Origin of the sequence: beta proteobacterium MWH-UniP1 (assembly GCA_036362785.1) — a bacterium.
Lineage (GTDB): Bacteria > Pseudomonadota > Gammaproteobacteria > Burkholderiales > Burkholderiaceae_A > Lacustribacter.
Genome location: CP143625.1, coordinates 760,405 through 776,546, shown reverse-complemented (window position 1 = coordinate 776,546; position 16,142 = coordinate 760,405). Strand labels below are relative to the sequence as shown.

Annotated in this window: 13 protein-coding genes; 4 read left to right on the top strand and 9 right to left on the bottom strand. The window is 56.3% G+C overall.

All coding sequences use genetic code 11. The annotated features are described in order from the left end of the window. Positions 1–7 precede the first annotated feature (7 nt). The 6 genes from AOB54_03755 to AOB54_03730 are packed head-to-tail and all read right to left on the bottom strand — an operon-like array spanning position 8 to position 6,626. Positions 8–373 carry a hypothetical protein gene (locus tag AOB54_03755; protein ID WVN42502.1) on the bottom strand — a complete coding sequence of 122 codons (366 nt, stop codon included), beginning with the start codon at positions 371–373 and terminating at the stop codon, positions 8–10. Positions 374–385: 12 nt separating this feature from the next. Continuing rightward, positions 386–1,081, bottom strand: a complete 696-nt coding sequence (gene dnaQ / locus AOB54_03750) for a DNA polymerase III subunit epsilon (GenBank protein WVN42501.1) — start codon at positions 1,079–1,081, stop codon at positions 386–388. Continuing rightward, a complete protein-coding gene (locus AOB54_03745; protein WVN42500.1) occupies positions 1,062–4,118 on the bottom strand; it encodes an efflux RND transporter permease subunit in 3,057 nt (1,018 codons plus the stop codon). Before AOB54_03745 ends, dnaQ begins: the two co-directional genes overlap by 20 nt. A 9-nt stretch (positions 4,119–4,127) precedes the next feature. Next, positions 4,128–5,318, bottom strand: coding sequence for an efflux RND transporter periplasmic adaptor subunit (locus tag AOB54_03740; GenBank protein WVN42499.1), 1,191 nt, complete (start codon positions 5,316–5,318; stop codon positions 4,128–4,130). Positions 5,319–5,320: 2 nt separating this feature from the next. Next, positions 5,321–5,803 carry a ribonuclease HI gene (gene rnhA / locus AOB54_03735; protein WVN42498.1) on the bottom strand — a complete coding sequence of 161 codons (483 nt, stop codon included), beginning with the start codon at positions 5,801–5,803 and terminating at the stop codon, positions 5,321–5,323. Next, on the bottom strand, positions 5,796–6,626 hold the full coding sequence (locus AOB54_03730) for a class I SAM-dependent methyltransferase (protein ID WVN42497.1): 831 nt from the start codon (positions 6,624–6,626) through the stop codon (positions 5,796–5,798). Before AOB54_03730 ends, rnhA begins: the two co-directional genes overlap by 8 nt. Between AOB54_03730 and gloB the strand changes: the two genes are divergently transcribed. Both gloB and AOB54_03720 read left to right on the top strand, forming a co-directional pair. Continuing rightward, entirely contained in the window at positions 6,605–7,357 is a 753-nt protein-coding gene (gene gloB, locus AOB54_03725) for a hydroxyacylglutathione hydrolase (GenBank protein WVN42496.1), read from the top strand. The two genes, AOB54_03730 and gloB, sit on opposite strands and share 22 nt — an antisense overlap. A 9-nt stretch (positions 7,358–7,366) precedes the next feature. Further along, positions 7,367–8,965, top strand: coding sequence for a transglycosylase SLT domain-containing protein (locus AOB54_03720; protein WVN42495.1), 1,599 nt, complete (start codon positions 7,367–7,369; stop codon positions 8,963–8,965). Between the two features lie 59 nt (positions 8,966–9,024). On the opposite strand, the gene AOB54_03715 is transcribed toward AOB54_03720, so the two are convergent. The 3 genes from AOB54_03715 to purN form a co-directional block, all read right to left on the bottom strand. Continuing rightward, entirely contained in the window at positions 9,025–10,116 is a 1,092-nt protein-coding gene (locus AOB54_03715) for a fatty acid desaturase (protein ID WVN42494.1), read from the bottom strand. Between the two features lie 95 nt (positions 10,117–10,211). Further along, entirely contained in the window at positions 10,212–11,564 is a 1,353-nt protein-coding gene (locus tag AOB54_03710) for an RsmB/NOP family class I SAM-dependent RNA methyltransferase (GenBank protein WVN42493.1), read from the bottom strand. Next, positions 11,540–12,196 carry a phosphoribosylglycinamide formyltransferase gene (gene purN, locus AOB54_03705; protein WVN42492.1) on the bottom strand — a complete coding sequence of 219 codons (657 nt, stop codon included), beginning with the start codon at positions 12,194–12,196 and terminating at the stop codon, positions 11,540–11,542. The genes AOB54_03710 and purN overlap by 25 nt, the downstream gene beginning before the upstream one ends. Positions 12,197–12,264: 68 nt before the next feature. Here purN and AOB54_03700 point away from each other — a divergent pair, with 68 nt between their 5' ends. Then, positions 12,265–13,200, top strand: coding sequence for a bifunctional riboflavin kinase/FAD synthetase (locus AOB54_03700; GenBank protein ID WVN42491.1), 936 nt, complete (start codon positions 12,265–12,267; stop codon positions 13,198–13,200). A gap of 85 nt (positions 13,201–13,285) precedes the next feature. After that, on the top strand, positions 13,286–16,138 hold the full coding sequence (gene ileS, locus AOB54_03695; protein ID WVN42755.1) for an isoleucine--tRNA ligase: 2,853 nt from the start codon (positions 13,286–13,288) through the stop codon (positions 16,136–16,138). The last annotated feature ends 4 nt before the right edge of the window (positions 16,139–16,142 follow it).

The window sequence follows — 16,142 nt, the reverse complement described above, 5'->3', positions numbered from 1 at the left end:
TCCGTTATCAAGAGGATTGATGCAAGACTTGGTGCACTTGCTCTGGGGTGATCAACACATCGGCGGGCGCGTCATCCGGCAAGATATCCACCCGATCTGCCGCAAGCGCAAATGGCAAATCAGAAGAGTCCCCCACAATCACGGCAACAGACGGCGGCTCTAGAGGCCCAATCGGCAGCCCCGGCATGCCAGCTGGCCCCAGGCCACAGACCATGGGTTCAGCCAGCAGACCAGGCAGACCCTCGAAAAGGCCATAGTAAGCACCGCGATCACCAACTGACACCACCTGCTGACAGGCCACCACACGACGCACCAACGAACGGGCAATGTCGTAACGAAGGCCTGACCGATAAAGACGCAGAGAATGATTCATGTGGACTGCACCTTATGTCTCTCGCGGCCAGATGGTCTTGCCAGAACTGACACGGTCAATGTCAGCAAGAATAGCCTGATGGGCCTGCCGTTCATGGTCTGTCGCACGCCGAACAATCAATCGGCTCACATCGATGGGCGGCGCCTGGTCAGCAGAAAGCGCATCGTCTTCGTTGAGCATGATTAACGACTCCTGGCCCCGTGTCATCGCCATATACACATCGGCCAAAAGCCTGGCGTCGAGCAAGGCCCCGTGCAGGACCCGATGCTCATTGCTGATGTCATACCGCTGGCATAAAGCATCCAGAGAATTTCTCTGGCCCGGGTGCAGATCACGTGCGTGGCTCAGGGAATCGACAATACGATCCACATGCTCTGCAAAGGGTGGCCGGCCAATGCGTTTGAGTTCTTCATCGAGAAAACCACGATCAAACTCGGCGTTGTGAATCACAATCTGTGCACCCTGCACAAACGACAAAAAGTCGTCGACGATATCGGCAAACCGTGGTTTGTCTTTGAGCTGGTCCCACGTCATGCCATGGACCTGTGTGGCGCCTTCGTCGATCTCACGCTCAGGATTGATATACACGTGGAAGTGTTGCTCGGTCACCCGCCGATCCACACACTCAATGCAGCCAATCTCGATCAACCGGTGGCCCTCTTCCACGCGCAGACCGGTGGTCTCCGTGTCAAGCATGATCAGGCGCATGCAATCTCCTTGCTCTAAAACGGTCGGCAATCAGAATCACCGCCGGCAATACAAATAAAGTTAGCAGTGTGCCCAAGGTCATGCCGCCAACAATCACCCATCCGATCTGGGCACGACTCTCGGCACCCGCCCCCCGGGCCAAGGCGAGCGGCACAGCACCCAGCACCATGGCACCCGTGGTCATCAGAATCGGGCGCAGCCGCAGCACCGAAGCCTCCACCACGGCATCACGCAGGGCCTTGCCCTGGGCCATCAACTGATTGGTGAACTCAACAATCAAAATGCCGTGCTTGGTAATGAGACCCACAAGGGTAATCAGGCCAATCTGACTGTAGACATTTAATGTCCCGCCAGTGGCTTGCAAGGCCAGAAGTGCGCCAGTCATCGACAAAGGCACGGTCAACATGATCAGCAAGGGGTCTTTAAACGATTCGAACTGGGCCGCCAAGACCAGATAGATAAACAGCAAGGCCAAGACAAAGGTTACCCCAAGACTTCCCGACGCCCGCACGAACTCGCGCATCGAACCCGACAAGTCGGTGGCATAGCCGGCAGTTAAATGCTTGGCCGCCGAGGCCTCTAAAAACTTCAGGGCCTCGCCCTGGGTGTAACCGGGCGCCAGGTTTGCCGAAATGGTGACCGAACGGCGCTGGCCGAAGTGATTCAACTGACGGGGGGCAATGGTTTCCTTGACATCCACCAGGGCAGCAAGCGGCACCATCTGATTGGCCCGGTTGCGAACAAAAATCTTATTGATGTCATCAGGCGTGTTGCGCTCTGTCGCTTCCAACTGAACAATCACATCGTATTGGTCGCCCTGTCGCTTAAACCGCGTCACCTGCCGGCCACCCATCATGGTCTCGACAGCTCGGCCAATGGCATCGATTGACACCCCCATATCGGCAGCACGATCACGATTCACTGTGATATTCAACTCTGGCTTATTGAGTCGAAGATCGGTGTCTACGCCCACAAAGCCGGGGTTACGGGTGGCATCGGCCACAATCAAGCCCACAGTTCTCGCCATCGACTCATACGAGTCGGATGACGTCACCACAAAGCCCACTGGCCGCTCGCGAGCCGACTGTCCAAGTGATGGCGGGGCGTTGGGAAAGGCCAATACACCAGGAATTGCTGCCATCTTCGGCTGAATCTCTTTGATGATGTCCAACGTCTTGCGATCACGTTCGTTCCAGTCTTTGGTGCGAAGAAAGGCCACCGCCTGATCAACGGTTGGATTGCCTGAGACCACAAAAATTCGGTCTATTTCGGGCACCGAACGGCCAATGTCTTCGATGCGTTTGGCATACGCCTCGGTGTAATCCAGGGAAGCACCATCGGGGCCACTTAAGGCCGTGAAAATCACGCCGCGGTCTTCTATTGGCGAGAGTTCTTGCTTCATGATGGAAAACAGCACACCACTGGCGCTGGCCACCAACACAAAAACCAGGGTCACCATTTTTAGTCGATTGAGCGCCCAATCCAATGCGTTTCGGTAACCCTCGGTCATGCCGTTTAAAAAGTTTTCAATCCAATTATAAAAACGGCCATGCTTTTCCTCGTGCCGCAATAACTTCGAGCACATCATCGGCGACAAGGTCAGCGCGACAAATCCCGACACGATCACCGCACCGGCCAGTGTTAATGCGAATTCGATAAAGAGCCGGCCAATTCGGCCAGTGGTAAAGGCCACCGGCGCATAGACAGCAGCAAGCGTTAAGGTCATGGCCACCACCGCAAAGCCAATCTCTTTGGCACCCTGGAAGGCAGCCTGTATGGGCTTCATGCCGTCTTCAATATGACGATAAATATTTTCCAAAACCACAATGGCATCATCGACCACAAGGCCAATAGCCAAAACAAGCGCCAAGAGCGTGAGCGTGTTGATTGAAAAGCCTGCCACCAACATGATGGTAAATGCGCCAATCAGAGAAACAGGAATGGTCACCAGCGGGATGATGGCCGCACGCAGCGAACGCAGGAAAAAGAAAATCACCACTGCCACCAACAAGATCGCTTCCATGATGGTGGTAAACACTGCTGAAATGGATCGGTCGATAAAAACGGTGGAGTCGTAACTGATATTGACCTGCACGCCCTCGGCGCGCAATTCTTCATTCAGCATTGGCACCAGGGCCCTGACGGCCTGCGCCAGTGTTAAGGGATTGGCCGTGGCCTGCCGGATCACACCAATGGCCACAGCGCTTTCACCATTAAACCGTACGCTGCTGCGGACACTTGCTGCATCCACTTCAACACGGCCAATATCCCGTATCCGCACCGGAAAGCCCGACGCCTGCTTCACAATAATGTCGGCAAATTCCTTTGGGCTGTTTAAGTCAGTTCTGGCCGTGACGGTGAATTCTCGCCGCTGACTCTCGACACGGCCTGCGGGCAGTTCAATGTTTTGCTGCCCAATCGCCGCCTCGACATCGGCAGGTGTCAGCCCATAGCCCGCTAAGCGGTCACGATCAATCCAGACCCGCATAGCATATTTGCGCTCGCCATTGATGCGCACATCTGCCGCACCCGGCAAGACCTGAAGCCTTGGCTTCACGATGCGATTGGCAATGTCACTCACATCCAGCGCAGAACGGGTAGCACTCGAAAAGGCAAGCCAGATAATTGGGTTGGCATCTGCCTCGACTTTGGCAATGACGGGTTCGTCGACCGTGCGTGGCAGTTTGGCTCGCACCCGCGAGACACGGTCGCGCACATCGGCTGCAGCCGAGTCTGGATCTTTTTCTAAGCGAAAGGTGACTGTGATTTGTGACTGCTCTGCCCGAGAGATCGACGTAATCACATCGACTGCATCAATACCAGCAATGGAATCTTCCAAAGGCTTGGTGACCTGCGTTTCGATCACTTCGGCCGATGCACCCGTGTAGCTGGTGGTGACCGTGACCACCGGCGTGTCAATACGCGGGTACTCCCGCACCGATAGTCGGGTGTACGACACCGCACCAATGAGCACCAAAATCAAAGACAGCACGGTGGCAAAGACCGGCCGCTTGATACAGATTTCAGAGATAACCATCGGCCTAACTTACTTCGAGGACTTGGCAGGCTCAGCCGACTTGGCAGCCTCGCCCGTCTTCGCGGGTGTCGGGGTATCTTTGGTCGCGTTGGGCCCCTTCATAGCGGCATCGTTGCCGATCACCTCGGCCTGCTTGACCGGCACGTTGTTGCCCCGAATTTTGATTTGGCCTGCGGTCACCACGGTCTCACCCGCGCTCAGACCCTCCAGCACTTCCACCACAGCCTTGCCATCGACAGCAGTCCGCAGGCCTGTCTTGACTGACGACGACACCGCCATGCCATCAATTACTTTGAAGATCATCAGTCGGCCCTGCAGGGTAACGATCGACTCTTCTGGAATCACGATTGCATTCGGTCGGGTCTCTAGCACCAAACGCACACGAACAAACATGCCAGGTTTGAGCCGCTGAGATGCATCTTTCAACACGGCCCGCATCAGCACAGAACGGCCGGCCGCATCGACCGATGGATCAATGGCGGTGACTTTGGCGGGAAAACGCTGGCCGGGATACGCATCGGATTCGAGATTCACAGACTGGCCAACACGCAGCCGGCCCGAGACCTGCTCTGGCACCCGAAAATCAGCCTTCATCGAGCTGACATCTTCCACATTGACGAGATCGACACCCTCTTTGATGTAATCGCCCACGCTGACCTGACGAATACCGATCACGCCATCGAAGGGGGCACGCAGAGACATCTTTTCAAAATTGGCCTGGGCCAGGGCCAGGCGAGCCTGCACGATTTGCTCAGTGGCCTTGGCATCATCCAAGGCAGCGGCAGACAAAAACTTCTTATCAAAGAGCTCCTGGGTACGCTTGAGCTTGGCAATGGCCAGATCGCGCTCGGCCCGGGCCTGATCCACCTGGGCCCGCTGCACCGCTGCGTCGAATGCAATCAGGAGATCGCCTTTTTTCACACGGGAGCCATCGACAAATGAAATCTTTTCGATTCGGCCCGACACCTCGGATTTGATCACGACCGACTCGGCTGCACGTAGCGTGCCGATTGCCGTAATTGCATCTTGCAAATCAATGGCTTTGGCCTGGGCTGTCTCGACCACGACCGGGCCAGATGCGGCCTTGGGCGCTGGGTTCTTTGAATTAAGCTGAAGGCCAAAATAACTCGCTGCAACCAGCCCCCCTGCGACCACCACAAACAGAAGGACTCGGGGTGTTGAGAAAGAAGAGAGATTCATTGTTATTTTTGCAGGTGAGAGGTCGATAGCGTAATCGATTCAACGCCCCGATTGGCCAGCTCGTCGGCCCGCTCATTGCCCGAATGGCCGTCGTGGCCCTTGACCCACTCCCAGGCCACCCGGTGGCTCTGGAGTTCCCGGTCCAAGGCTTCCCAGAGATCTCGGTTGGCCACGGGCTTGCCCGCTGAGGTTTTCCAATTCTTTCGCTTCCAATTGTCCATCCAGGACTCCACGCCCTTTTGGACATATTGGGAGTCGGTCACCACGCGCACATCACAGTCGCGCTTTAGGGCCCGCAGGGCCTCAATCACGGCAGTCAACTCCATCCGATTATTGGTGGTGTCCGACTCACCGCCGAACAGCTCTTTCACAACGCCACCGTATTCGAGCAAGGCCCCCCAGCCACCAGGGCCGGGATTACCCTTACATGCGCCATCGGTGTGAATCACCACGGTCTTGTCGTTGATTTGCGCTGGCTTAGACATCAGCCCCCCTTTGCTGAGAAATTCGGACCGACGGTGCAGCAGCTGCCCGTCTTCCCGCAAGTGCCTTTCGGTCTCGCCAGTTCGGCCCAATGAGACGAATGTGATGGACGCGTTTGACCGACATCAGAAAGTAGGTGCCACCTGCCATTGGCCACCATCGCCGGCCCGCTGGGTCCATCCAACGCATCCGATCAAGCCACTTGTCAGAATCGAGCGGCGGAACATAGGCCCCATAAGCACTCGCGCCACCCGCACCCAAATCAAAGTTAAGAAGGCTGAGCCAATCTTTTAATCGCGGCAACGAAAACCATTGATGGCCCGCTGGCGGAAACAGGTTCACGGATCGGCATGATTTTCGAAGCCGCCAGAGACTCCAGGGATTAAACCCCGTGATGACCAGCTTGCCCTCGGGAATCAGCACCCGATGGGCTTCTCGCAGCAGATGATGCGGGTCTTGGGTAACCTCGAGCGTATGGGCCAGCACCAAAAGATCCAGGCTCTCGGTGGCAAACGGAAGATCATGGGTGGAACCAACAAAGCAGCACTGCTGACTAAGCTCTGGTTCACACGGCACTGGTGATTCGACTTGGTGCGCTGCGCCAGCCTTGGGCCAGACCATTTTTGCCCGGCATGACATACGATTCGTTCTGAGCGCATCAAGTGGCTCAGGGCTAATCTGGGCGGCGTGATAGCCAAACACATCTTGCAGGGTCGCATCTAACCAGGCTTGCTCTTCGGCAAGCAATTTTTTGCCCAGCGGAGTCTGACTCCAGGCATCCCAGTGAAGGAAAGGATTGGCGAGTGATTTCTGCGGTTCCGGCATTTCAGGATAACTATATCTGGATCATCCAAAATCCGACTACGGCCAGCGCTACCGTGGTCGACCCAGGCGATGCGGGCCCGGTGATTGCCCACCTTCAGGCCAATGGCCTGCAGCTTGAGGCGATTTTGATCACCCACCACCATGCCGATCACTGTGGCGGCGTTGAGGGCCTGTCCGAGTACGCCTTTGCCACGGACCCAAGTGCGCCTGTGCAAGTGATTGGGCCAAGCGATGAGCCCATCCCCAGCATCACCCATCGCGTCAAAGAAAATGATCAGGTCCATCTCCCCCAAACAGGGATCAGCTTTCGGGTGATGGATGTCCCCGGGCACACCGCAGGCCACGTGGCTTACTTCAACGAAATAAGCCCGTCCGGCCCAATACTCTTTAGTGGCGACACCTTGTTTGCCGCCGGTTGTGGCCGGCTCTTTGAGGGCACTGCGTTACAGATGTGGTCGTCCTTGCAAAAACTTGCTGCACTGCCCGAAGAAACGCTGGTGTTTTGTGCCCATGAATACACGCTGGGCAATCTGAAATTCGCAGCACATTTTTTTCCGAGCGACAGCCCCATTCAGCAACGATTACAGCGCGTGCAGCTTCAACGTCAGCGGCAAGAGCCCACCGTACCGTCAACGATTGGATTGGAGCTACAGACCAATCCGTTTTTGCGATGCAAAGATGCAGACGCCTTTGCCACAATGCGAAAACAAAAAGACAGCTTTCGCGGATAATTCGGGGCAATGCGAAATTTTCTAATTCTCTTGGCCACACTGGCACTGACCGGCTGTGTGGTCGCCCCACCCGATCGCAGTGCGCGACCAGATCTACCGAGCACCCCGATCGCTCCAAATGCAGATGCTGTAGCGAGCAGCAGCCCCAAGGCTGCACCAGCACCAGCGCTAACGCCAGCGGCACCGCGGGCCGACACCATCAAGCCAAGTGGCTCGCCACGTGCAGCAGCTTCCCTGCCCAGCACCACGCCAAAACCAAGTGCAAACACTGCACCCATTTTGCAAACCCCACGGTTTACCAACCTGGTCGAACGCATTCAGGCCGGCTTTGCCATGCCCGAATTAGATTCCAAGCTTGTCACGCAGCACGAGCGCTGGATTGTCAGTAACCCGGAATATCTCAATCGCGTGCTCGATCGCGGTGGCAAGTATCTGTTTCACATTGTTGAAGAGCTGGAATCGCGGAAAATGCCCATGGAATTGGCGCTTCTGCCCATCGTGGAAAGCGCCTTTAATCCGCAGGCCTTATCCACTGCAAAGGCAGCAGGCCTGTGGCAATTCATTCCGTCAACCGGCCGCATCTACGACTTAAACCAGAATTGGTGGACGGATCAACGTCGAGATGTGATCGAGTCCACCCGCGCAGCGCTGGACTATCTGCAAAAACTCTATGAACTTCAAGGCAACGACTGGTTTTTAGCGCTCGCCAGTTACAACTGGGGTGAAGGTGCGGTCATGCGGGCCAGAAAGGCCAATAAAAAACGCAACAAGCCCACTGACTACCAAAGCCTGAAGATGCCCAAGGAAACGGCGAACTATGTGCCCAAGCTGATTGCCTTGCGCAACATTCTGGCCAATCCGAGTCAATATGGTGTGACGCTTCCTGCCATCCCGAACAAGCCATTTTTTGCCGTGATTGAGAAAGAGGAGTCGATTGATTTGGCGCTCGCCGCCAAGTTTTCGGACATGACGGTGGAAGAGTTTATTGAGTTAAACCCAGCCCACCACCGGCCGGTGATTAGCGTTAGCCATACCGATCGCATCATTTTGCCGGTGGACCGTGCCGAGCGTTTTCAAAAGCGCCTGCAGGCCCACCAGGCCGCTGGCCTGCCCCTGGTCACATGGAAGCCCTACACGCTGAAAGCGAAAGAAACACTGGCCACGGTGGCCAAGCGCAGCGGCACGACCCCACAAGAGTTAATCCGCGCCAATAGCTTAAAACGCAACGCGCAGCCATTGCCCGGCACCACCATTCTTGCGCCAGTTAACACCACGATTGATGAGCCCCACATCGAAACCACACTGGCCAGCTTTACCGGCTCGAAAGTGATTGAAAAAGAGCACATCAGTGCGGTGTATCACAAGGTCACATCGAAAGACACGCTTGCCCGAATCGCCAAACGCTACGGCGTTACCACGTCGAACATCCGTAAGTTAAATGGGCAGTTTGAAGGCGAAGTCAAAGCTGGGCAACGCCTGTTAATTCGGGCCCCCCGTACTCAGACCGTGATGGTCGATCATATGGGAAAGAAAACGGTGGTGGCCTCCCGCGAGCCCGACGAGCCGGCCCGCCCCCCGCGAAAACAATCGACGAAAAAAACGCCCTGAGAACTTCAGGGCGTTTTTCTTTGTGGGCTGACAAGCACCCCATCATCCACCGGTCTAATTTAGGCGCGGCGGGGGCTCACCATACGAAGACGACGCGAGAATTCCGCTGCTGCCGCAATGCCTGATGCTTCGGCCTTGGCACACCAAGACTGCAGCCCGTGCACGGCATGCTCCACCGATGTGTGACGACGACTCCACATGGCGTCAAACTCTTTGCATAGTTCGTTCCACTTTTCCGCGTAAGCCGGCTGGACCTTAGATTGGCGAACATCTTTTTTGAAGGCCTGGGTCAACGACGCCATCAACTGATATTTGTGATTGAGCACGGCCTCGATCGTGTCGGCGTCGATCTGGTTGCGCGATGGATCAATCACCATCTCGGTGAGTGCAGCCGGCACCCGTGGTTTGGCCAGACCAAACAGCGACAAGATGCGGATATACAACCAGCCAATGTCGAACTCGTACCACTTGACCGAGAACTTGGCGGATGTGGCAAAGGTATGGTGGTTGTTATGCAGCTCCTCACCACCAATCAAAATGCCGATCGGTGAGACATTGGTGCTGGTGTCCGGGCTTTTAAAGTTGCGATAGCCCCAGAAGTGGCCAATGCCGTTGATCACGCCAGCGGCAAGAAATGGGATCCATGCCATCTGCACGGCCCAGACCGCAGCGCCCACCACGCCAAAAAGCAATACATCTACGATCAATAAAATCGATACGCCCAAGACACTGTGCTTGGCGTAGACATTGCGCTCAATCCAGTCATCTGGTGTGCCGTGGCCGTAGCGCTCCACCAGTTCTTTGTCCTTGGCGGCTTCGCGATAGAGCTCAGCACCCTGCCACAAGACCTTATCAATGCCACGGGTCTGCGGGCTGTGGGGGTCTTCTTCGGTTTCGCACTTGGCGTGGTGCTTGCGGTGGATCGCCGCCCACTGCTTGGTCACCATGCCGGTGGCCAGCCAGAGCCAAAACCGCAGGGGGTGGGACACGAGTGGGTGAAGCTCCAGGGCCCGGTGGGCCTGGCAGCGGTGCAGATACAAGGTCACCCCAATGATGGTGAGGTGGGTAGTCACCAGGGTAAAAGCAAGGATGCCTAGCCAGCCCCAGCCTGTCAGTCCATAACGAACAAAATCCCAAACTGATGCGGACAATGACGACAGAATTTCCAAATTCAACTCCCTAGCCCGTTTCTCGGGCATCTAATTAAGGTAAACCCGGTGATTATCCCACCCGAAGGGGGCCAGGGCTAGCCCTTTCCGGTCATGTCCCGGACAAGACAGGCGGCATAAAAGCCATCGGTTCCGGTTCGGTGGGGCCAAAGCATTAAGTCGCCAAGACCAGTAAAAACCCGCCAGTCGCCTGGCAGTTCAACCCGCTGGGCTGCGAAGACTTCCTGACATGAGACTCGCCGAAACTCGGGATGTTCCGCTAAAAAGGCATCCACAATCCCTTGGTTTTCTCGGGCAATTGGACTGCAGGTGGCATAGACGAGCCTGCCCTCGGGTTTGACCAGCTTGGCGGCGGCAGCGAGTATTTCTGCCTGCTGCTCCAGCAACCCATGGACCCGCTGGGCAGACATTCGCCATTTGAGATCGGGGTTTCGCCGAAGCGTGCCCAGACCGCTGCAAGGTGCATCCACCAAGACCGCATCGGCCTTGCCGAATAAGCGCTTCACGCGATCATCGGTGGGGCCGCTGATGGCCGACGGCCAGACGTTCGACAAACCGCTTCGCACCAGGCGCGGTTTAAACCGGGCAAGACGTGTTGCCGAAACATCCAGCGCATAAAGACGGCCGGTATTTTTCATAGCCGCACCAATGGCCAGGGTTTTACCCCCCGCTCCGGCGCAGAAATCCACAATGAACTGCCCTCTTTTGGGGGCGACAAGTTTGGCCAAAAGCTGGCTGCCCAGGTCCTGCACCTCGATCCACCCCTTTTGAAACGCCTGACCGCGCTGCAAAGAGGGTTTGCCTTGAAGACGAATCGCCTCTGGAATCAGGGCAATGGGCTCGCCTTCAATGCCCAGTGTTTTCAGATCGGTGATGACGTCATCCGGCTTGGCCAACAAGGTATTGACCCGCAGATCTAAGGGTGCGGGCTGATTCATCGCCCTGGCACATTCCAGCGCCTCGGCCTGCCCAATCTGGTCCACCCATTCCTGAAAGAGCCAATCCGGGATGCTCTCTTTTACAACTGGGTCAATCTGTGCAGAGCGCACCAAGGCCACATGGTCCAGCCATTGGCGCTCTTGCTCATTGAGCTCACGCTCTAAGGCCTGCAGGCCAAACTGATCCAGAACCGCCAGCAGCGTGTAGCGCCGATTCAGGCTACCCGAGCCGGAGCTTGCCAGATGGTTGTACCAGGACCGATTGCGCAGCACGGCCCAGGCCGATTCCGCAAAAAAATTCCTATCACGCGAGCCAAGCTTTGGATGCTCTTTAAAAAACCGCGACATCACCAGATCAGCGGGCGCATCAAGCTGCAAGACAGCGGCGACAAGCTGCTCCAGCTGGGCAAATCGAGTGGGCTGATTGGCGGCGGGCTTACCGGCCGAGGGCCGAATAGGGCCGCGTTTTACAGACTTGGGTGGACGATACATGGGGCAAACTCATGAGAAAAATTTCCACGGCCAAGGTCTGTCCATTGATTTGCCCGCAGCTGGCAACGGCCCGATAAGACGGCCGCAATCGCCATCGGATACAGAATGTGTTCCATCTCTAAGACGCGAGTGGCGAGGGTATTGGCGCCATCACCGGCCAATACCGGCACGACTGCCTGCGCCAGAATCGGCCCATGATCTAAATCGGGCGTCACCGCATGGACCGTGCAGCCATGCACTTTCACCCCAGCCGCCAAGGCCTGCTCGTGGGTCCGCATGCCCCGAAAGGCGGGTAGCAGTGATGGGTGAATGTTTAAGAGCCGGCCCGCAAAGGACTCGCAGAACTCCCGGGACAAGATGCGCATAAAGCCCGCCAGAACCACAAGATCTGGCTGAAACCCCTGGATCTCAGCGGCCAGCGCCTGATCAAACGATTCGCGAGAGCCAAACGCCTGGTGATCCACCACACGGGTTGTAATGTTGTGGGCCACAGCAAGCTTCAGGCCCTCGGCATCAGGGCGATTGGAAATCACTGCCGCGATCTCGATCGGCCAGCCGCCAGCGCGCCAGGCCGAGAGAATCGCCCCAAGGTTGGACCCACGTCCGGAAATCAGAATCACGAGGCGTTTCATAGGCTTGCCATTCTACCGGCACCCTATAATCCAAGGTTTGTCGTCACGGCCCCCAAAACACCGACAACATGCTGATTTTCCAAGGAATTTCGCCACAGAAAGCGTCCCGCTCGGGCCGTGCGATCACCATTGGAAATTTCGACGGTGTTCACATGGGCCATCAGGCACTCATCAATCAGACGCTGGGCCTGGCGCGCGAACAGCAACTCACCAGCGCCGTTGTGACGTTTGAGCCCCACCCCAAGGCATTTTTCGCTCCTGCCCAGGCACCAAAAAAAATTCAGGGCCTGCGGGGCAAGGCCAACGCGCTGTCCGATCTTGGCGTGAACGAACTCTGGATTCTGCGGTTTCGCCGATCCCTGGCCGACATGAGTGCCAACGACTTTATGGAAAAGTTTTTGCACCAAGGTGTCAATGCCAAGGTAATCGTGATCGGTGATGACTTTTGTTTTGGTGCCAAACGCCAGGGCAACTTTGAACTGTTGAAATCCGTTGAAGCGCGTTATGGCTGGACAGTGCACCGTGTGCCCACCATCTCGGTTGGTGGGTCGCGGGCATCCAGCTCACTGTTACGTGACTGCCTTGCCAAAGGAGACCTGCAGCAGGCGGAACAATTAATGGGGCGCCCCTACAGCTTATCTGGCCACGTGATTCACGGCAGAGCACTCGGCCGCAATCTTGGCTTTCCCACGCTGAATGTGCCGGTTCATCACAACTTGGTGACTTCGGGCGTATTCGTGGTGAGTGTGTCGGGCCTGGCCGAAGAACCGATCCCTGGCGTGGCCAGCCTTGGCCATCGGCCCACCGTTGAGCAACAAGGCAGACTGTTACTGGAAGCCCATCTTTTTGATTGGTCTGGCGATGCCTACGGCAAGATCGTGCAAGTCACTTTTCACAAAAAACTTCGTGATGAAATTCGCTACACCGATATCCACGCGATGACCCAACAAATCCAACTCGACGCCCGACAGGCGCGTGACTACTTCTCTCACTATGTCGACTGACCAAAGCCCCTCTTCCAACAAACCCGCTGCGGACCGCAACGCCGCCGTGGACAGCTCACTCAATCTGCCAAAGACCAGCTTCCCCATGCGTGGCGATTTGGCCAAACGCGAACCCGGCTGGGTCCAGCAGTGGCAAGACAAGGGGGTTTATCAAAGGATTCGCGCCAAGACGGCGGGCCGGCCACTCTTTGTTCTGCATGATGGGCCACCCTATGCCAATGGCGACATTCACATTGGCCATGCGGTGAATAAGATTTTGAAAGACATGATCGTGAAATCCAAGACACTGGCTGGCTTTGATGCCCGCTACGTGCCAGGCTGGGATTGCCACGGCATGCCCATTGAGATTCAGATCGAAAAACAATTTGGCAAGGGCTTAGCCACGCAGGAAGTGCAAAAGAAATCGCGCGCCTATGCCGAAGAACAAATCCTGAAACAGAAAAAAGATTTCATTCGCCTTGGGGTCTTGGGCCAATGGGATGCGCCCTACAAAACCATGGCCCCCAAAAACGAGGCCGATGAAATTCGGGCATTGAAAAAAATTCTTGAAAAAGGCTTTGTCTATCGCGGATTAAAACCCGTGAACTGGTGTTTTGATTGCGGCTCCGCACTGGCAGAGGCCGAAGTGGAATACGCCGACAAAACAGATCCCGCCGTTGATGTTGCCTTTACTGCACCTGAAGCCAGCAGGGCATTAGTTGCCAAGGCCTTTGGCGTGGATGCGGCAAAACTCGAGGGAAAATTGGCCACGGTGATCTGGACCACCACCCCCTGGACACTGCCTGCCAACCAGGCGCTCAACGTGCACCCCGAATTCGCTTACGCCCTGGTGAGAATCACTGGCGTCACCGAAGAAGCTGGCACCCGTAAATTTCCGCCGAATCAAGGCTTCCAGTGGTTGGTACTGGCCAAAGATCGTGTCGAGGCCTGCCTAAAAGCCTGGGGGCTAACCGGTACTGTTACAGCAGAGTGTGCAGGCACAAGCTTGGTGGGCATTGCATTTCAACACCCACTCTTTGATGCCGATGCCGGCTTTGCCAGAACATCGGCACCCTTGGCCGCGGAATACGTCAACCTGGAGTCAGGCACCGGCATCGTGCATTGCGCACCGGCCTATGGTGTCGATGACTTTTTGTCATGCAAGGCAGCGGGCATGAAAGACAGCGACATCCTGACCCCAGTCATGGGCGATGGCCACTACGCCGCAAGCCTGCCCTTGTTTGGTGGCCTATCCATCTGGGACGCCAATCCAAAAATTGTGGCCAAGCTTGCCGAAGTTGGAAGCCTGATGCACTCCGAGCGCTACGGCCACAGCTATATGCATTGCTGGCGCCATAAATCACCCATCATCTTTCGCGCCACCAACCAGTGGTTTGCCGGCATGGACATCACGCCCAAGTCAGGCGGAAAAACGCTGCGCGAACTCGCACTTGCCGGTGTCGAGGCGACCGCCTTTTATCCCGCATGGGGCAAGGCCCGACTCCACGCCATGATCGCCAATCGCCCGGACTGGACCCTGTCGCGTCAGCGCCAGTGGGGGGTGCCCATGGCGTTTTTCATTCACAAAGAAACCGGCGAGCTTCACCCCAAAACACCAGAACTGCTGGAGCAGATTGCTCAGCGTGTGGAGCAAGAAGGCATCGAGGCCTGGCAGAAGATCACCGCAGATGAGTTGCTCGGTGATGACGCCAAAGATTATGTGAAAAACCCCGACACACTCGATGTCTGGTTTGACTCAGGCACCACACATGAAACCGTATTGCGTGGTTCACATGCCAATCAGTCTGCATTTCCTGTGGATTTGTATTTAGAAGGCGGCGACCAACACCGTGGCTGGTTCCACTCATCACTGCTCACCAGCTGCATGATGAACGGTGTGCCGCCATATAAGGCATTGCTCACCCACGGTTTTGTCGTGGATGGCCAGGGCCGCAAGATGAGTAAATCGATGGGCAATGTGATTGCGCCCCAGCAGGTATCCGACGCTATGGGCGCCGACATCTTGCGCCTGTGGGTGGCCAGCACCGATTACTCAGGTGAACTGTCGATTTCCGACACGATTTTAAAGCGTGTGGTGGAGTCTTATCGGCGCGTGCGTAACACACTGTGTTTCTTACTGGGCAACCTGAGTGATTTTCAGCCCGCCGAACACATGCTGCCCAATGATCAACTCTTAGAAATTGATCGTTACATGCTGGCCCTGACTGCTGATCTGCAACAGGAAGTATTGGCCGACTATGAGCGCTATGCCTTTCATCCCGCAGTCGCCCGTCTGGTAAATTTCTGTTCGGAAGATCTGGGCGCCTTTTATCTGGATGTGCTCAAAGATCGGCTCTACACCAGTGCGGCAACATCCCCTGCCCGCCGTGCTGCCCAGACCGCCCTGTGGCATATCACCCAATCCATGATTCGGCTCTTCTCGCCATTTCTCTCGTTCACGGCCGATGAGGCCTGGTCGTCTCTGCATGCCGCATCATTGCCCAATAGTGCTGCCGCAAAAGAGACGGTGTTTGAACAGACGGCTTATGAGATGCCCGCTGCATCACAAAATGCCCAACTCACCGCCAAATGGACCAAGATCCGCGAGGTCCGGGCCGACGTCATGCGGGCCATTGAAGTTGAACGTGAGGCAGGACGTGTGGGTTCGTCACTGCAGGCCGGCGTGCAGATCGAAGCAGGCCAAGAGATCGCTGCCGTGCTGCAAAGCCTTGGCGATGATCTGAAGTTTGTACTGATCACATCGGCGGCCAGCGTGTCCACAGATGCAGGGCTCGAGCCCCAGGCGGTCAGCATCCAAGTCACGCCACTCACCGCCCCCAAGTGTGCCCGGTGCTGGCATTTGCGCAGCGATGTTGGCCACGATGCCAACCACCCTGAACTCTGTGGCCGCTGCGTGAGCAATCTTTTTGGAACAGGTGAATCCCGTGCCATCGCCTAGAGGC